At 59.1% G+C, this 18,439-nt stretch carries 15 protein-coding genes and 1 pseudogene; 4 read left to right on the top strand and 12 right to left on the bottom strand.

Features of this window, described 5'->3' with window-relative positions:
• Positions 1-116 precede the first annotated feature (116 nt).
• The 3 genes from QMO82_RS17690 to QMO82_RS17680 all read left to right on the top strand — a co-directional run bounded on the left by QMO82_RS17690 (position 117) and on the right by QMO82_RS17680 (position 2,362).
• On the top strand, positions 117-1,307 hold the full coding sequence (locus QMO82_RS17690) for a YcaO-like family protein (RefSeq protein ID WP_183607891.1): 1,191 nt from the start codon (positions 117-119) through the stop codon (positions 1,305-1,307).
• The gene (locus QMO82_RS17685) at positions 1,304-2,011 is read left to right on the top strand and encodes a TfuA-like protein (RefSeq protein ID WP_183607892.1); all 708 of its coding nucleotides are present in this window, start codon (positions 1,304-1,306) and stop codon (positions 2,009-2,011) included. The genes QMO82_RS17690 and QMO82_RS17685 overlap by 4 nt, the downstream gene beginning before the upstream one ends.
• A gap of 102 nt (positions 2,012-2,113) precedes the next feature.
• Positions 2,114-2,362 carry a hypothetical protein gene (locus tag QMO82_RS17680; RefSeq protein ID WP_097620743.1) on the top strand — a complete coding sequence of 83 codons (249 nt, stop codon included), beginning with the start codon at positions 2,114-2,116 and terminating at the stop codon, positions 2,360-2,362.
• Between the two features lie 411 nt (positions 2,363-2,773).
• Here QMO82_RS17680 and QMO82_RS17675 read toward each other — a convergent pair whose 3' ends face one another.
• The 11 genes and pseudogenes from QMO82_RS17675 to QMO82_RS17625 form a co-directional block, all read right to left on the bottom strand.
• Positions 2,774-2,980 carry a hypothetical protein gene (locus tag QMO82_RS17675; protein ID WP_088672922.1) on the bottom strand — a complete coding sequence of 69 codons (207 nt, stop codon included), beginning with the start codon at positions 2,978-2,980 and terminating at the stop codon, positions 2,774-2,776.
• A 236-nt stretch (positions 2,981-3,216) separates the two neighbouring features.
• A complete protein-coding gene (locus QMO82_RS17670) occupies positions 3,217-3,402 on the bottom strand; it encodes a hypothetical protein (RefSeq protein ID WP_183607893.1) in 186 nt (61 codons plus the stop codon).
• A gap of 817 nt (positions 3,403-4,219) precedes the next feature.
• Positions 4,220-5,344, bottom strand: coding sequence for a glycosyltransferase family A protein (locus QMO82_RS17665; protein WP_183607894.1), 1,125 nt, complete (start codon positions 5,342-5,344; stop codon positions 4,220-4,222).
• Positions 5,341-7,107 carry an ABC transporter ATP-binding protein gene (locus QMO82_RS17660; protein WP_183607895.1) on the bottom strand — a complete coding sequence of 589 codons (1,767 nt, stop codon included), beginning with the start codon at positions 7,105-7,107 and terminating at the stop codon, positions 5,341-5,343. Before QMO82_RS17660 ends, QMO82_RS17665 begins: the two co-directional genes overlap by 4 nt.
• Positions 7,100-8,176, bottom strand: a complete 1,077-nt coding sequence (locus tag QMO82_RS17655) for a glycosyltransferase family 2 protein (RefSeq protein WP_183607896.1) — start codon at positions 8,174-8,176, stop codon at positions 7,100-7,102. The genes QMO82_RS17660 and QMO82_RS17655 overlap by 8 nt, the downstream gene beginning before the upstream one ends.
• The gene (locus tag QMO82_RS17650) at positions 8,173-11,169 is read right to left on the bottom strand and encodes a trifunctional glycosyltransferase/class I SAM-dependent methyltransferase/polysaccharide deacetylase (RefSeq protein ID WP_183607897.1); all 2,997 of its coding nucleotides are present in this window, start codon (positions 11,167-11,169) and stop codon (positions 8,173-8,175) included. Before QMO82_RS17650 ends, QMO82_RS17655 begins: the two co-directional genes overlap by 4 nt.
• Entirely contained in the window at positions 11,163-12,341 is a 1,179-nt protein-coding gene (locus tag QMO82_RS17645; RefSeq protein WP_183608344.1) for a glycosyltransferase family 2 protein, read from the bottom strand. Before QMO82_RS17645 ends, QMO82_RS17650 begins: the two co-directional genes overlap by 7 nt.
• A gap of 73 nt (positions 12,342-12,414) precedes the next feature.
• Complete coding sequence (locus tag QMO82_RS17640; protein ID WP_183607898.1) at positions 12,415-13,371, bottom strand: NAD-dependent epimerase/dehydratase family protein; 957 nt, start codon at positions 13,369-13,371, stop codon at positions 12,415-12,417.
• Positions 13,372-13,794: 423 nt separating this feature from the next.
• Positions 13,795-13,923, bottom strand: a pseudogene (locus QMO82_RS17635) (class C beta-lactamase); the annotation flags it as partial.
• 303 nt (positions 13,924-14,226) lie between these two features.
• Positions 14,227-15,588, bottom strand: a complete 1,362-nt coding sequence (locus tag QMO82_RS17630) for a DUF882 domain-containing protein (protein WP_183608345.1) — start codon at positions 15,586-15,588, stop codon at positions 14,227-14,229.
• A 381-nt stretch (positions 15,589-15,969) separates the two neighbouring features.
• On the bottom strand, positions 15,970-16,218 hold the full coding sequence (locus QMO82_RS17625; protein WP_246718299.1) for a hypothetical protein: 249 nt from the start codon (positions 16,216-16,218) through the stop codon (positions 15,970-15,972).
• Between QMO82_RS17625 and QMO82_RS33840 the strand changes: the two genes are divergently transcribed.
• A complete protein-coding gene (locus QMO82_RS33840) occupies positions 16,153-16,317 on the top strand; it encodes an HNH endonuclease (protein ID WP_369685965.1) in 165 nt (54 codons plus the stop codon). The two genes, QMO82_RS17625 and QMO82_RS33840, sit on opposite strands and share 66 nt — an antisense overlap.
• A 56-nt stretch (positions 16,318-16,373) precedes the next feature.
• Here QMO82_RS33840 and QMO82_RS17620 read toward each other — a convergent pair whose 3' ends face one another.
• Positions 16,374-18,356, bottom strand: coding sequence for an acyltransferase family protein (locus tag QMO82_RS17620; RefSeq protein WP_183607900.1), 1,983 nt, complete (start codon positions 18,354-18,356; stop codon positions 16,374-16,376).
• Positions 18,357-18,439 lie beyond the last annotated feature (83 nt).

Here is an 18,439-nt window from a genome sequence, read left to right as displayed (position 1 = left end):
CCAGGGATATCCGGCGAGGCAGGCGCCGTCGCCGTTTCGGCGCAGGGGCAGCCTCCGGCCAGGTCGACGGCTGAGGCGGCATTCTGACCCACTGCGCTCCCTATTCCGACAGGATCATGTCGCCGGGGGAAACTCTTTCCCGCGTCGAACCTTTTTTGACCAGGTTCGGCATTACCAGGGTGGCGCGACATACCGGATTGGACGACATCGGAATCCCTGTCTGGTGCGCCTATGCCCCAAATTCGCGGTCGATCGTGATTGCGCAGGGAAAGGGCCTGACCGATCTGGACGCCAAGATCTCCACTGTCATGGAAGCCCTCGAACGGGCGGTTGCCGGCGAGCCCTTCGTCAAGCGCATTCATGGTTCCTCTTCTCACCTGCAGGCGATGGGCTGCGAGGTCGACAGGTTGAGCTGCCTGACTGCCGTCCATAAAACCGATCTCGGGCCGGATGACGAGACGGAATGGGTTGCCGGCGTCAATATCCTCAGCGGCGACGAGATCCACATTCCCTTCGAAGCGGTGGTGCTCGACCGGACGCGTGACGCGCAATACTGGATGTCGTCGGATGGCCTGGCTTCGGGCAATAATGTCGAGGAAGCAATCTTTCATGGCGTCCTGGAGCGTATCGAGCGTGACGCGCATGTGCTGTGGCAGGTGGGCGGGGAAGCCGATCTTTATGCCGGCTGCGTCGATCCCCGCGGCTTTGAGGACAGCGCTCTCACCGGGCTGATCGACAAGATCGAAAGATCGGGATTGGCACTCAAGCTGTTCGATATCACCAGCGACATCGGCATCCCCTGTTTCACCGCCATGCTGGGCCCCGGGGAGACCATCCTGCGCGCCAGGGCTCTTCACGGTGAGACGGACATTCGCCACGTCGAGGTGACCGGCGGCAGCGGAGCGCATCCGTTTCCCGTGCGTGCGGCCATTCGGGCGGTGACGGAAGCCGTGCAATCCCGCCTGACCTATATCAGCGGCGCCAGGGACGATATTTCTCCTACAACTTTCTCAAGATCCCTCCCGCCGCTGATGCGGCGGGCCTTCGATACGGTTGCCGCACCGCCTGCTGCCGATCCTTGCCGTGGCGGCGTGGCTGGATGCCGGCAGGATCTGGCGGACCTGCTGCAACATGTGCTTGACGCTCTGCGCAACAGAGGGATCGCTTCGGTCATCGCGATACGTCTCAGCGAGGACACGCTCCCCTTCAGCGTCGTCAAGGTCATTATCCCTGAGCTCGAAAATCCGGAGGGGGAGCGCGCCCGGCGTTTTGGAGCAAGAGCGCTGGCCAAGGGGATGGGGTTTTGAAGGTCATTTTCGCGGGTCCCAGCCTTCCCGATGCGGCGTCGCTTGCCGGCGAGGCCATACGCGTCCTGCCGCCTGCCATGCAAGGCGATGTCCTGGCTCAACTGGAACAAGGCGCCAATGTCATCGGCTTGATTGACGGTGGTTTCGAATATGCCGCACCGGTCCGGCATAAGGAAATTCTCCATGCTCTATCGCTTGGCGTGGCCGTTTTCGGGGCAGCCAGCATGGGCGCCTTGCGGGCGGCGGAATGTCATCCGTTCGGGATGATCGGGATCGGCCGCATTTTCGAGGACTATCGCACCGGTCGACTGGTCGACGATGCCGCCGTCGCGCTCATGCACGCGCCGACGGCACTCGGCAGCAAGCCGCTGACGATACCGCTCGTCAATGTCAGCGCCACCCTCGATGCGATGGAGGATCGCGGCCTGCTGGCAGAGGGGTTGCGCCAAGAACTCGAAGATGCGGCATACGCGATGTTTTTCAAGAAGCGGACGTGGCGGGGAATCGTCGAGCAATGCGCTGCCATAGAAGAGCCGGCTCGTCCGCAACTGCTGGCGACACTTGTCTCGAATTTCGTCGATCAAAAACGTATCGATGCGCTGGAATTGCTGAAAGCCGTGCAGGAAGCCCGCGACATCCGCTCTAGTGCCGATCTGCCTTGGAAACTGCATGAAACCGCATTCCGGACGCGACCTACGCTTTGATACGACGACGGCGATGTCACCGGGAGTTGTGTCACGCTTTTTTCACGGGCTCGATCTCGTCTGCGCGCGTATGATTTCCTTCATTGATGGGGAGAAATGCGCATGGGCGTGCCATTGGTTGCCAAGATAAATGCAGACCGCGGGGCGGAAGACGGTCTGGACGAACTCATCGCGCTGGCGCGGATGATCGCCTATGCGCGACATGTCGCTCAAGATGTCAAACTGGAGTTCGCGACGAATTGCCTCGATCTGGCGCTCGAGGCCGTCAAGCAAGAGGTGGGGGAGGGTTTGACCAGGGAACTGGGCGAATTGAGTTCTCCGGTGCCGCAAGTGAGTGTGAGAAGTCATTAGTACGGCGCGTCCGATCGAACGCGACGAGAACGCTCCGGCGGCCTCAAACCCGCGCATAGCCCCGAAAATCAGCTTCGATTTTCGGGGCTATTGCGTGCACTTATGCGGACCGGGCAGTCAATCAGGCTGAGGCTGTTTGTTTTCATCGCCCGAGGTAACGGGCGGGAAGCCCCGTGTGCATACCCATGCTTCGGCGCTTCATTCTCGGCCTGGATTGATAGGTTAGGCAAGCCAGGCTCGTTGCCGGCTGCAGGGTGCCTGTCGGAAGCAGTTCAACATTCCACCCATGGACGGTTTCGAAGCGAGTGGCAAATGGTCTCGCTGACGTCGTCGCCCGGCAGGGAAGCGTCGGTGGTTTCGCGGTTCGCATAGCTTCCGGATGATCGGCCGATCGACGGCCGATCGGCGATCTCAGTGGGTCAAATTGCGCTTCTGCGCCAGCAGTAAAATGTAATCGTCGGCAATGTCTGCGATGGCCATTGCGACTTCTGCCGGATCGCATCCGTCGACCTTCGTATTTGCAATGAACTGATAGACCGCCTTCTCGATCTGTTTCCGGCAGATCATCACGCGCTCATCATAACCAAATTCCGGAATCTGCGATGCTAAATCACTCATCAGGTCGGCTCCTTCACTACTTACAGTGACCATGACACAAATTATAAGTTGAGCAAGCAAATGCTTTATGAAGGGTTAATTCGCTGAGGGAGTGCGACCATTTCGACACAGGTGAGAGCTTGGAACATGCCTCCAGGCGTGTTGAAATGGGACTGTGCCCGCTTCCCGCGCATATCGGCTGTTTCGTATCGGGAGGCTCGTGAAAGAAGGCGACGCATGCCTGCGCCTTGGGCCTTTCAGTCGGCGGGTGCAAGACCGGATGCCGACTTGAAACGGCAGGCCGGATACAGCTGGCTGAATTGCTTGGCCGAGGTCACAGAGAGCAGGGAATCCGCAGATTTATCAATACATTGCGGCTGGAACATTTCCTCCGCCGGCAGCGTGCTGTTGAATTGCACGCAGGCTTCTTGGTGCATGAACATTCGGGGATCTCTGGGTCATTGGTTGAGACGATCTCACCAAGGCGGGGGTGGCTGAGTAGCCAAGGCGGAAATGGTTCCGAGTGGATTTTCTGCTCCCGCCCGGAAGGTAAATCCGATGTTTGTCGGAATAACAGATCAGAATAACCCGCGGTCGACACGCGAGTATATTGATTAAAAATTTATCAAAAGGTAAATTTATGAAATTCAGACATCGGTTGTATTTTAAAGATCAATTGTAAGACGACTGATCTTTTCTAGTCATTAATCGATAGATGGATTTGTCTTGCGTGTAGCGGCGATGCTTACGAGTGTTATCGGATAATAATATCGAGTTCATGAAAATTGCTTGTTTGTCGCAATTTCATTGTGGATCCGCATGCATTCAGGGAAGAGTTGAATTGGTGGCCGGTATATCGAGCAGGAAGAACCGCCTGCTATCCTCACTTGCCGATGATATCGGTTTTTTCCTCAAGCCGATCCCGACCGCGCAATATCGCCATCCGCAACAGGATTTGCTTGTGCTGATGCAGCGATAACGGTGATCGCATTTGCGGCAACCTGCCATAAGCAAGGTTGAGGACCCGCCGGGGTGGCTGGCGGGTCCTCCTGTAGGAATGCATGCGCAGTGCCCAGGTATGAATACAGTAAAAACTATGATTGTCACAGATCATTATTGGGTGGTTATTTCTTGTTGTGACTCAATCGGCTTTTTCTACTGCTTGATATTCTATTCAAATAGCGCGTTTCGTCATGAAAAATATCGAGGTCGTTACAGCATTCATTAAGATTGCCGGGTGCAATACGCTGAGCCCCGGTATCACGCGTCCTGCGATGAGACTGCCGGCGAGCATCCGCCACGCCGATCGATCTCCGACAAGCGTCGCAACAAAGCTTTCGATCTAAAGCGGGACCAACCGCCGACCAATGGGAGAAGCGGGTCCATCTCTTCGAACTTTTCGAGATTCTTGTGTTTTTCTTTCCGCAGCGGCCAGGCTTTGGACAAGGCCCTGCATGCGGCTCGCTTGGCTTTCGTAAGGATCAATTTGGCCAGGATGCCGCACGCGAGCGGCGGGCTATGACGATAGATCTGCTTTAGCGAGGCCCTGGCGCTGGGCCAATCTTTCAAAGTGGCAAATTTGGAAAATGCGTAAAGATGTGCCGATGCGCGGGCGCAACTGACGACGAAAGCCGGAAGTTCCGGATTGCGCGCAATACATTGCTCATACACCGCGAGAAGCGATCGCGCCATTCGTGATCTGTCCGAAGACATGGCTGCCGAATGAAGACGATAGCCCACGAGGCCGAGCGGTACCGCCTCGATCTTGAAGTGCTCGGCAGTGCGGAGTTCGAAATCAAAATCCTCGCATCCGCCGATGCCCTGACGGGCATAGCTGGAATCGTAGCCGCCGATCTTGTCGATAACAGCCCGTCGAACCATGAAGCCGCTGCCATTGCCGACAAAGCGGAAGACGAGATGGCGGGCGAGAATAGAATCCCGGGCGTTCAGCGATGAGCCGGATTTCGTGCAATATCCCTCGGGATCGATGAAGCGGTGAAGGGAATAGACTGCGCCCCAGGTCTCGGGCAGGAGATGGAGCGCCGAAAGCATTCTTTCGACATAAGTCGGATGCCACAAGTCGTCGGCATCGATGAAGGCGATATAGGGGGCCTTTGTCGCCGCGATGCCGATATTGCGGGCCGCGGCGACGCCACGGTTTCCCGTCGACAGCACCCGGATCCTTGAGTCGCCGGCGGCAAAGCGGCGACAGATGGACGCGGTATCGTCAGTTGACCCGTCGTCGACGACGACGATCTCCAGCGCCTTGTGGGTCTGGTTGATGACGGACTGGAGCGTCTGGGCAACGTAGTCCCTGGAATTATAGGCCGGGATCACCACCGCCACGGAAATCCCCAATGTCGTTGTCATCTCCATTGTCGTCACCCGAGCCTGGACGTGGATGTGGATGGCGGTGGGAGTGGGCGAAGATCGATCTGGTTCTTCATCAGTCGGGCGACAGCCGGCCGATGGCTGACGACGATCAGGGTTCTGCCGGGATCTTCCTTCATGGCTGACAATACCCGCATCTCGGTATGTTCATCGAGCGCGCTCGTGGCTTCGTCCAGCAGCAGGATTTGCGGCCGGCCGGCGAGTGCGCGCGCCAGGCCTATACGCTGCCTCTGACCGCCGGAAAGCCGGACCGCCTCGTCGCCCAGCCATTCATCGAAGCCTTCCGGCAGATTTTCGATGAATTCGGTGGCGCAGGCCACGTCGGCGGCCCAGCGGATATCTTCCTCCGGAATGTCGCGACGGAACCGGATATTGTCGAGAACCGTGCCCTCCATCAGCTCGACATCCTGGCCCGACACGGAGAGCAGTTGCAGCCAGCTGGTGCGATCGATATTGGCAAGGTCCCTGCCGTCGACCGTTACCTTGCCCTGGGTCGGCCGGCTGAGATCGAGAATCATGTTAAGTATCGTCGTCTTGCCGGAGCCGCTCGGCCCCGTCAGGGCCGTCGTTTCGCCGGCCCGTATCGAGAAGCTCAGATTGCGAACTGCCGGTGTGTTCGCATGCTCGTAGATGAACGAAACATCGTGGAAGGCGATCGCCTCAACCAGGCGAGTGACCGGCTGCCCTTGCGATGCCTGTTTGACGTCATCCTTTTCTGAAAGCAGCGACAGCACGTTCTGCAGCGACGCTTCCATTTCGTAAAGGCGCAGGATCTGGGAGTCGAAGCCCTTGATATGCGGTTGGAGCCTGTAAAGCAGGATGGTGGCCGAGAGTGCCGCCTTGAAATCCACCGGCAGGAATTGCGAGGACAGAATGATCGTCAGGATGACCCCGAAGGTCAGGATTTCGCTCAGAAGCGAGGTTGTCGCCCCCATCCAGTCCGATCGGCGCCAAGTGTGACCGACGTCGTTGGAAAGCGTTTCGAAGAGCTGCTGGTGACGTTTTTCCAGGCCGAAGCTTTTGACGGCCTTCAACGTCTGCAGCGTCGTCCAGCTCAGCTGCGTCAAGGCTTCCACTGCCGCCAGTGCGGAGGCGCCGAGACGCCGATATGGGCCGGCAAAGGATCCCAAAGCGAAATTATGGATGAAGCCGAAGCCCAATGCGAGCAGGGCAATCGGCCAGGCCATCACCAGCATGCCGGCGCCGAAGATCACGATCGTGCCGAAATTGACCCCAAGCCGTACGAGGCTCGCATGCGCCGACGATGCCGCATAGGATTCGGTGACGATCACGTTGATCAGGTCGCTGCGCTCATAATTCTGAAAGCGCTGAAAAGGGATCGTCAAAACCTTGGCGTAGAGACGCTCCCGCATGGAGTCGTTGATTTGGTGGCTGACCGTGCTTGATATGAGCGAATTGACAAATCCCAGAAAAATTCTGAAGAGGATGGAGCCGATCAGGATGCCGATCAGCACGGGCTTGGAAAGACTAAGGTCGATGCCGCCGAAAAATGCTGGAAGCCATGCAACAGCGGAGCCGGAAACGGGGCCCTGCTGCCCGAGAAGAAAGACCAGGCTCACCAGAAAAGTGATGCCGACCATCTCCGAGAAGCCAGTGAGAATGCCCAGGATGATCATCACCGTCATCTTGAGCCGCAGCGCCGGCACGAGTTGCCGAAGCTCGCGGAACCGTGCCGCGACGATGAGGTTATAGGCGCCTGCCGGTTTTGAGGAGGCGGGTTTTCGATACCTATTCATGGCCGGCCACCTGCGACGATGTCGGGCTCAGCTCTGGCCCGGCAGACCCGAAACGATCGCTGAATGCTGTTCCGGTTTGCGGAATGGCCGCGCCTGCGACGCGGGTCCTCGGCCGCGGCAAGGGTTTTCCGAGGAGGCGTTTTGCGATCAGGATGCCGTGGCGTTTGGCCTTGCGCCAGCTCTGCTGCACGCTGTGGATGATGAGCTGCGCGGGATATTGTCTCGCCATCATCGGCGCCAGCTTTTTGACCTGGACATAGTCGCCGTCGGTGAGCGCCTTGTTGAAATACCAGTGCGTCGTGTGGAATTGGGCCGTCCGGATGTCGCGCGTCAGCTGCGGATAGCGGGCGATGATCGGGGCCATCACCAGGGCGTGGGATTTCAGCATGCGATAGCCATTGCTGGACATGTTTCCCCTGGTGAAGCGATAGCCTGTGAGGAAATCGGGAACAAGCGCGAAGGGCAGCGTCTCGGCCAGGGCAAGGTAGAGTTTCAGATCTTCGCAGCCTTCGGCGCCGCTGTCGCGAAGGCCGGCGTCATAGCCACCGCAGCGAAGTATCTCGGCTCGCGGCATCAGCGGCGTGCTGCCATTGCCGATGAAGTTTTCCCGCAACAGAGGTTCGAAGATGTTGCCTTCGTGCATGACCGGGCGCGAATGGCCGAAAATAATGCCGTTCTCGTCGATCGCCGCGTACCAGTTGTAGGCGACTCCATATCCATCGGGAAATTTCCGCAAGGCCTGAAGCTGCAGCTCGATTTTCTCGGGATGCCATATGTCGTCGGCATCGACCGGGGCGATATAGAAGCCGCTGGCTTCGCGGATGCCGTGGTTGCGGGCGCGAGCAACGCCGCCGTTCTCCTGGCTGAGGACACGGACGCGGTGATCGGTCCGGCCGTAGCCGCGCGCGAGATCGAAGGTCCCGTCCCGGGATCCGTCGTCGACCACCAATATCTCAAGCTTGTCGTAAGTCTGGTTGGAAATGCTTGCCAGCGTTTCCAAAAGCGTTTTCTCGGCATTGTAAGCCGGTATGACGACGGAGATCAGAGGGCGCGCTGAGGGTGTTGTCATCCGATGAAGGCTCCCGGCAGACCGATCAATTCGGGGAAGGCTTCGAGCGGACGATCGCCGCGGACCTCGAGGCGCGGCAGGGCAAAAAGATTATCGGAAAAGGTCGCCGTGGCCGGTCGCGTGGTGAAGCCGATGCCATAGCCCGCCAGCTCCAGAATGCCTGGGACCCGAAAATCCGTCGCGCCGTAGGGCAGGGCGATCGAATCCACCGCGGCAGTCAGCCGGGTCTGCAGCGCATTGCGCGAGCGCATGGCCTCGGCCAGCAGGGCATCGTTGTCGATGGCGCTGGCCGGTGTATGGGATGCGAGGTGGGAGCCGAAGCTGATACCCTTTTTGTGCAGTTCCAGGATATCCGCCCACGACATCAGGCCCGCAGGCTCGCCATGGGCCGAATCCCAGTCGGACCGGCCACCGACCTTGTCGGTGACGACGAAGACCTCGGCGCTGAAATCATTCTCAGCCAGGATCGGGAAGGCGTCGGTGCGGAAATCCAGATAGGCGTCGTCGAAGGTCAGCATGACCGGCCGGCCCTGGATCGGCTTGCCGCTGTGGAAAAGATCGAGCAGGGTCGGCGTGGTCACGGCGTAATAGCCGTGGCGGCGAAGGAACTGCATCTGCTTGCGGAAAATCTCCGGCGGCGTGCGAAAGCGCCGCAGCGCGGCGGGGCCGTCCTCTGCGATCCGATGATACATGAGAATGGGAATCTGGGCCGTGACCTCGGTCGTGCATGCCGCTTCGCGCGCTATGCCGGCCGGTCCGTAGATGATGTGTCTTGCGACATCGACATCGATCGGCGTTCCATACGGCTCGACCCTGAGGACGGGATCGGCCACGGCGGCCTTTCGGAACCGGTGGATCGCGTAAAGCGCGGTGTCTACAGTCTCCTCTAGGGCGAGCCCGGCCTGTGACGCCAGCACCTGCTTGATCGTGCCGACACCGAATGGATGGCCCCAATCGAAACCGGTGCGGGCGGGTTCGTCCCGGCGGAGATGGGGATGGGCGGTGATCAGGCAGCCGCCCGGCTTCACCGCAGCCGCGATCTTCCGGCAGACCTCCGCCAGCATCTCCTCATCCTTCATGTAATAGAGGACTTCTGAGCAGATAACGAGATCCTGCTCGGGCGGGAGATCTTGTCTGGCGAAATCGAGAACGCGGAACTCGACATTGTCATGGCCGCGGCACCGCTCGACCGCCCGGTCAATGGCGCGCTGGGAAATATCCGTGGCCGTCAGGCGGCCGACCTTCGGCGCCAGCTTCTCGGTAAAGATCCCCTCGGCGCAGGCAAGTTCCAGGGCCGTCTCGGTTCCCTCCGGAATCAGGCTCAATGTCTGCGCATATTTGACCTGCTCATAGACCGAAAGGTAATTCCAGGGATCCGGGCGTTCGAAGATATGTTCCCAATATTCTTCTGCGGAATGAACGGCGGCAGCCGGCTTGTCTGTGTGCGGCTCTGCGCCGGCGGCATGTCGGACGGGCGGCGACAGGCGGCGTTCGAGATCCAGCAGGAGGTCGGATAGCCGGGCGTCGTTATCCCGTTTGTCGCTGGGCGCAGCGGTGAGAATGGCGTCGCGGCCGATACGCACCAGAAGCCGTTCGAGCCGTCCGCGCCGGCCGCTGCGAATGATCAAATCGCCGAAGGCTCGGTAGCCGCGCAGCGCCTCCCTTGTCCACGAACCGGCATAGGCGAGCGAGCGCGGCGTCTGCAGGTGCTCTTCCGCCTGCATCTCCTGCATGATCAGCCGGACCTGCGCCCGGATCGACAGATCGCCCCAGAACGGCCCGACAAAAGAGCCGACATGCTCCTTGCCTGAGAAGGCGTGCATGACGAGCGTATCGGCCTGTGCGGCTTTGGGGATTCTGGCAAGCCTGCCAAGCTCGACGCTGATCACCTGGAGATTGCCCAGCGTGAAGGATCGCAAAGGGTTTTCGGCGGTCAGCCGCCAGCCGAGGGTTTCGATGATCTTGCGGCCGGTGCCGGGGAAGGAATGCCGCTCGATCAGGCGGATGAGCGAAAGGAAAGTCGGCTGCCATTTGGCGAGTGCATCGATGAGGTCCTCGTCCCGATCGGCGAGCAGGCCGGTCCGCAGCCCATGCATGACGACGTCGACAAGAAAGCGCTCGTGTCCGGCGGCGTCGGGGATCTCGGGCAGCAATGCCGCAAGGGTTGCAACGTCGGCGGCTGGATCGAGCCTGGCGCAGGCGGCCCAGACGAGCATGCGCAGCTGGCTGAAAGCCGGCGTCACCCAGCCGGCCTCCGGGCCTTCGGCCGACATGCCTTGCTGAATCCTGAGAGCTTGCGCCTTCGTGGTCACGCGGACGGCGTCACGCACCAGTTTCCTCGGGTCGCCGGACAGCGAACCCGCTTTCATGCGATAGAAGGCAAGGCATGGGTCGACGCGGCGGAATTCGGCGCCGGCAAAGGCCATGCGCAGCCAGAGTTCCCACTCCTCGCCGGTCTGCAGGGTCTCGTCCATGCCTCCGATCCGCTCGAAAAGGCTCTTGGGAAAGACGGCCGTATGGATGGCGATCGCGCAAAAAGAGGAGAATTCGCGCCGGGCGTGATCGCCTGTCAGGATCGGGGCCTGTGCCACCGGCATCATCCGCCCGTCCGGAGCCACCCGGCGGTAGGAGCAATGAGCGATCACAGGCAGCGCTGCATCCGCCGCCGGCAGCATGTTTTCGATATAGCGCGGGTCCACCCAATCGTCGGCATCCAGCATGCAGAGCAGCGGCGCGGCCGCCAGGCGTGCGGCATGGTTTCGCGCCGCGGCCGCACCCGCATTCGGCTGCCGGACGGGGAGAATGCGGCTGTCGGTTTCCGCCATGCCCTGCAGAATTTCCCAGCTGCGATCGCTCGAACCGTCATCGACCACCACAGCCTGCCAGTTCGATCGCGTCTGCTGCTGCAGACTGGCGAGACATTCGGCAAGCGTATCCTCGGCGTTATAGGCAGGGATGAGGAAGGATATATCCGGCGTCGCAGCTGTCACCATGCCGGCATCTTCCATCGCCTGAGAACATAGAGCGCGCCGTTGACGCTGCCGAGCATCTCCTGCTTCAAGAAGAAATCGTTCGAGGTCGCACCCTTGCGCAATCGCCGGCGCAGCCGGCCGGCATAATATTTCGGAAAGGAAACCAGGATGCGCCTGAGATTGCCGCCATTGCCGGTATTCTGATACTGGACGAGGAGCGCTGCGATATGGCCGCTCATATATTGATGGATCTGTTTGGAAAGCCCCTTCATATCCTTGCGATGAAAATGCCAGGAGACCGCCGTCGGCTCGTAGCGGCAGACATGGCCATGATGGAGCAGCCGGTTCCAATATTCGGAATCGCCCGAGCAGCCGGCCGCGCCCATATCCAGGCGGACATCGAACAGGCCGATCTCGTCGAAGACCTTGCGGCGGAAAGCCTGGCTCGCACCGGCGCCGATCGTCCAGACCGGCGCGCCGTAACGTTCGTGCAGTCGATAGAAATCCCGGTCGAAATCCTGCCTGAGATAACCCCTGCCGAAACTCCAATGTTTTTCGAAGATGAACTGGGCCGGAGTTGCCAGTTCCCCGGGAAGGACCAGCCCGGTGACGCAGGCGATCTCAGGCTGATCGAACCCCTTCATCAGGTTCTCCAGCCACTGCCGGTGGAGGACCACGTCATCGTCGGTGAACGCGACGAATTCGGTTTTCGCCGCGCGAACCGCCGCATTGCGGGCATGATCCAGCCCGACCCGGTCCTCGCGGACATAGGTGACGCCGGCTTCCTCTACCACGCGCCGCGTCGCATCGCCGGATGAGGCATTGTCGACGACGATGATCTCGACCGGGCGGAGCGATTGTTCGGGGATCGAGGCTAGGCACCGGCGCAGTTCCTCCGGCCGGTCCTTGGTGCAGATCAGAATGCTGACGTCGCGATTGCTGAGCGGCGTTTGCGCGACCTGGCGCGCATGCTCGAGCGTATCGGCCTGGACGACACGCGCGGCGATGACAGCCGCGGTCTCGGGCTTTTCGACATAGGCTTGCCCGACGGGAAGACCATCCGCGAGAAAAACCACGAGCCCGTCGGAAACGGCGTGCGAAACGGCATCGGCGTGATCGGATGCGAGATCGAGATAGTGGATGGGGACGGGAAAACGGATGCTCTTCAGATCGGACGGAATGGGTTCCTGCATCATCACTCTCTCAATCGCACCGTAAAACAAACGCGCCGGCATCGAAACGGGAGGCCCGCAAAGCCGTGATGGTCTATTCCGCCGCGCCCGCCGTCATTTTTTGCCTGAACCAGTCGAGTGTCATGGCCACGCCCTGTTCGTAGGAGATCTTGCACGACCACTCGGGCATGACGTAGTTCGCATTGGTCAGGTCCGGCCGCCGGTTCGTCGGGTCCTGCGGCGGTGACGGCTTGAAGACGATCGGCACGCCGCCGGCGAGCTTGGAAATATATTGCGCGACCTCGAGAACCGAAATCTCACGATCATTGCCGATGTTCAGAGGTCCCTTGTAGTCGGTTTCGTTGATCCAGAAATATCGGGCGAAGCCATCGACGATATCGTCGACATAGCCCCAGCTGCGGGACTGAAGGCCATCGCCGAACACGGTGATAGGCCGGCCGGAAAGCGCCTGGGTGAGGAAGTTGGAGACCGCGCGGCCGTCGTCGGCGCGTGTTCGGGGCCCATAAATATTGAAGGGGCGGATCACCTTGACGTCGAGCCCGCGGGTGCGCTGCATCTCGAACAGCAGCGACTCCGTGCACCGCTTGCTCTCGTCATAGGACGAGCGCGGCCCGGTACAGTCGACCTGGCCCTTATAGGATTCCGGTTGCGGCGATACCAAGGGGTCGCCGTAGACTTCCGAGGAGGAGGTGAAGCCGAAACGCCCGCCCTTCTTCAACAGCTCCAGCAGCCGGAATGCTCCGAGAAGATTGGCCGAAATCGTCCTCTGCGGCTCCTTCATATACCAGGGCGGCGATGCCGGGGACGCAAGATGGTAGATTTCGTCGAATTTTTCAGAGCTCCGCAACGTCTCGACGTCCGATTTCACGAAGTGAAAACGGGAGTCCCTGATGTGGGAGATATTTTCGAAAAGTCCGGTCCAAAGATTGTCAACAACGACCAGCTTTTCGATGTCAGTTCTAAGCAAAAGCCTGTCACATAAATGCGATCCGATGAACCCAGCTCCGCCAGATACCAATACGCTTCTCATTACATTCGCCTCGTGACTTGGGGAAGAGGTGGCTGCTGTATTAGCATCACCTGTTACATGTGGCAATTACCTAGAAAAACTCCAGGAAATACTCTAACATTACTGTTAATTATTAATTCCTTTACTTATGGTGGTATCCTCTGTTCGGCGTCGAGAGACATTGCGGGTGCAGAACATGGGCTGCCTCTCCGATGTCTGCGGCCCGTTCGCTGCTATGAATTGTGCCCAATTACGCCCACAGCATGTCCGTCAAACTCAAACGAGTTTGTATCATGCGGTCGCTGGCTGGCGCATCGGGCCAAAGTCCGACCCGATATCGGGAAAAGCACGACCCGATATCGGGAAAAGCACGACCGTCGTTTCAAGCTGAATGGCATCCTTTGTGCGTCTTGAAAGCCGGCTTCTGCCGGGTCCCACAGAAGCCTATTGCACTCCGTCGGCCGAGAATGCGGTCAAGATTTGACAGGCCGAGGCGACGCTATTCTCGTTAGGATAGTTTTTATTGGCCGGTATGACGATGCCGAGAGGCTCTTGGGCAATGAAGGCGATATAGAGCCGAGCCAGTCGTCGAGCCGGATCAGCCATATTCGGAAGAGTTCATTCGGGGTCGAGCCACTGGTCTCGCCCCGTCCTTCGGACCTCCGTAAACGGGGCGAGGGGACGTGCCCTGCGAGGGTGAGGTGAGAAAGCGGACGTCGCGGCATGGTCCCTCCGCCCCGCAAGCGGGGAGAAGGTGGCGGCAGACGGATGTCGGGCGCGCGGCGATCTCTTGGGGCGGAATTCGTCAGTAGAATCAATGTTCAGCGCTCTTGATCGGCGTCGCAGGCACAACCCATTGCGCCTTGACGATGGAGCTCAGCCCTCCGGGGGCGACGCAAACCGGCTCGCATCGAACAGGTCAGCGGCGGCGACCGGAATGATATCTTCACCTGACGCGGTATTGATCTCCCGATGAACCGTGCGGGGAGAAAGGCGAGGCGCGCTCAATCCCATCGCCTCGCCGGGAGCATGCAGCGCCCATTTCATCAGCGCTGCGTCGGACGTCGTTCCGAGGAAATTTGCTTCTTCCCAGGAAGCGGTCATCGGCAGGGAGGCGATCATATCGGCGCCCTGTTTGGAGGCCCCTTGTGCAACAACGAGGGGTTCGAAACGGGCGTGGGCCGGCAATGCAGACGCCGGTCTGTCCGGAACGACGGCAATCGGGCCGATCGATGCAGTCTCCAGTTTGTCGTCCACGCCGGCGTCGTGCTCGAGGGCGGGCGGCCGCATCGCCGGGATCGGAATCGGCAAAGATGAAACATCCCCAGCCGACCGTTTGTCATCCGGCTCGACCGCGCCGGTCTGCAGCGCCAGCGCGTTCAATGCCCGGCTTCGGGGCGCGGGCAGAAGCGCCGTCACGAGCTTGCCGTCTGTGGCGTTGCCGCTCGGCGTGGTCGATGCCCCCACCTCGTCGCCTTCTCCCGCGCTGCTGGCGATCTGGATCGAGCTGGGGCCGCCGCGCTTCTTGTAGTTCGCCACCGCCTGACTGTATCCCGGCAGCGGCCGGCCATCGGCCGGGAGATGCATCGTCTGCCCATTCGGGAAGATTCGCGCGAGTTCCTGCCGCGACATGCGGGGCCAGGCGCGGACATTGCCGACGTCGAGATGCACGAAGGGCGATCCCGAGCTCGGGTAATATCCGACACCGCCGACCTGCATCTGCATGGCAAGCGCCCGCAGCGTCGCAAGCTTGACGCCGGGAACGTAGAAATCCATCGCCTTGCCCAGCATGTGTTGGCTCTTCTTGGCGACGCCGGTGCTGCGCGAACGGTTGCGCAGCATGTTGTTGGTGGTGGGGGAACGATAGGCGGAGACGATGTGGATGTAGTCCTTGCCGCCGCTCTTCTTGTACACCTCCCAGACCAGGTCGAGCAGCCGCGGATCCATCCGGGTCGGCTCGTTCCTTCGCCAGTCGCGCAGAAACCGATTGATCTGGGCAAGGCCCTTCGGATCGAACTTGCCGTCGCGCTTGTAGGTAATCGTGGCCCTTTCGCCGGTATGGGTAAAGAACAGTTTCAGGGCGCGATCTTCCGCCGAGGCAAATGATGCCGAACCGACAAGTGCCGGCAGCGCAAACAGAGCCGGCAGAATGGTCTGCGCTGCGAACCGTTCCGCACGCGACAGGAGCGTGGCAATTCCGCCCAATAATCCTTGCACTGGATACTTCAACACGACCAATCCGCCCACACCAAACACTCGACGACGGGCGGGAACTCCGCATCCATCACGCTCAGTAAAGCCAGCTTATGGTCAACAAACTCCTAATAAGCGGATGCGGAGGCTTGGCGAGTTGAGTATCCGAAGTGCAATCGCGCCCGCGGGACACCGCTGAACGCAGGGTAAGGCCCTGCGATTTGCCTCGGGCTCTACAATCTTTCAAAGCTGTCGGCGTGGTGGCTGAGGCTCGGCACCGCGCTCGAGCGCATCAGGCCGGGCCATCCGCAGGAGAATGGCCGGAAAAATTTGTTGGTGAGTTACGACAGGCGACTAGCGACAGTCGCCCGTTGGATGTACCCCTTAAGGATAATTGACAGCGATCCAGATTGCAGCTTTTCTAAATCAACCGAGAATTGCAGACAAGGCAATCATCGCTTGAGCAAATTTGCGAAGTACAGACACGGTCGAAAGCGGAAAGCATTCGAGCTTCAGGCCGGGCAATGCGGTATTTGCGAGGCTGCCATGGTTCTTCCTGGATTTCACAACAGGGATCGCAAACGCAACAGGCTCGCCACAGTCGCAAACTTGGCCACATGGGATCACATCAAGCCCGCAAGCCAGGGCGGAAATGGTCGCCTCGAAAACCTTCATCTTGTTTGTTTCGCCTGCAATCAGGAGCGTAAGACCAAGAAGGCGAAGCCGACGTGGCTGTCTATCAAAGCTAGATTGATGCGAGCTTTGGCGACATAGCGGGCGCGTGCGCATGGGGAACACCAAGTTCACCGTCGTTCCCGGCCTCCGGCCGCCTAATTTGATGGAGAAGCGAAAGACGTAGGGCCAGCGTTCGGCTGAGAACTTGCAGTTCGTTCGGATGGCCTGGCATGCGGCGGTACCAGGAAATCGAGGAGACCGTCGCCCCGCAGGTCAGCGGTTCTCTTTTCCAGAATGTCGCCAATCAGGGTCGTCAGAAATTCTGCTGTCATATGGTTCCAGTCTGTGATGAACGGAACACCCCTGCTGCTGGTGAGGCATTTCTCCTTGTCGTAATCGCAGTGAAGCTTGACGATATCGACATAGGTGAAAGCAAGATCGGATGGGAAAAGTGGCAGTTGCGCTAAACGCTGGTTGGCCGGCGGATAGCTCGCTTCCCGCAGGCATATGGAGGCATCGGATTTTCTCTGAAACATCAGCCCCAGGCATGAGTGTGATTCGTCGAGCTGGAAATAATTTCCGAAAACGAAAATGCGCGCGTCATCCGAGTGGCTTTTCATCCAGGAAAGAAGTTCAAACCTGAAGGGGTTGACGGTGTACTCAAAGGGCCGAAGGCTCGTGAGGAAGATCGCTTTCGTTCGGCTGAGCAATGATTTGTCGTTGATATATTTTTCAAAGGGAATGCAGTATTTATCGTAAATGCTGGCGCGAGAGGGGGCCTTAACAATATCGTTGTTGATCTCGACCATGCAGTTCAAGTAGCTGAGTGCCACGATTTGATATCGGTCGGTATCGATGTAATTTTTCAGCGCGATCGACCAGTTTCTGGCGTGCGAGTCCCCGATGATGAAGATAATGGGTTTCCCGGCTTGAATGTTGTCGTTCAGGCTTAGAAAAGTGCTTTCGAGCCGTGCTTCGTTCGCCTGCGCCAGAGGTGGATAGACTTCATCCAGCCTGTGAGGAAAACCGGCCATAGTGATTGCTGACAGGACAGCAGCCGCGATGGTGACAACGGATGAGCTCAGGGTGATCCAGAGGGCGCGGCTTCTCCTGGTGTGGCGAAAGGGCTTTTCGATGACGACAAAGCTGACGACCGCGACCAGGACCGTCATTGCGATGGCGAGAAGCTTGTCACCATTGTTGAAATCCAGGCTTGTCAACCGCCAGAAGGCGAAGACCGGATAGTGCCACAAATATAAAGAGTAGGACACCAATCCGGTGAGTGCGGCAGGCCGAGACGCCAACAGGCGCCCGGCTGCGTTCTGCTGACCGGCGAATGCGAGCACCAGACAGGTCCCGATGACTGGGATCAAAGTCAACCGGCCAGGATGAACCGTATCCTTTCCAAACAGGATAAGCGAACCAAGAACAAGGATAAGCCCGGCCGCCGCGAGCAACGGCTGAGGGCGAGGTCGTCCACGCTTGACCTCGTAATAGGCGAGAAGTGTTCCGGCCAGCAGTTCCCAGGCCCGGGTGAGCGGCGAGTAGAAGGCCTGTTGCGGATCATGCCGCACCGTCACGATACACAATACAAAGCTGAGGCATGCCGCGAGCAACACGCAGGGCAAAAACCTTGATTTCAGGTATCGGCGCACGAGGAGCAATAAGACCGGAAAGCCGATATAAAACTGCTCTTCGACGCTCAACGACCAGGTGTGAAGAAAAGGCTTGAGAAGGGTATTGGGCTCGCCGTACTGAGCCGCGGTAAAATAAAAATAGATATTCGATCCAAATAGGAGCGACGACCCTATGGAGTTCGCGTAGTCTGTGAGTTCCAGTGGTAACAAAAAATAATAGGCGAGGGGAATTGTCGCGAAAATCACTGCGAACAACGCCGGCAGAATTCTCCGCGCGCGCCGGGCATAGAATTTAAGAAAATCGATACGCCCCGTTGCTTCGATTTCCGTCAGCAAAATTTGGGAAATCAGGAAGCCGCTGATCACAAAAAATACATCGACGCCAATGTATCCACCAGGAAGCAACGTGTGGCCGGCAACCGTGAAAGCGGCGTGGTAAAGAATAACCGCGATCACCGATATGGCCCGTAAGCCATCAATCTCTGGTCTGTAAACCTTCAATGCTAGCGCCTGCCTTCGATATCGAGAGCGTACTCTGGTCGCGCGCAAGAGTGGCGCTTTTGGGCTGCCTAACACAGAGATCC

Origin of the sequence: Rhizobium sp. BT04 (genome assembly GCF_030053135.1) — a bacterium.
Classification (GTDB): Bacteria; Pseudomonadota; Alphaproteobacteria; order Rhizobiales; family Rhizobiaceae; genus Rhizobium; species Rhizobium binxianense.
The sequence above is the reverse complement of the archived record's forward strand: the minus strand, read 5'-3'. Positions and strand labels throughout refer to the sequence as shown.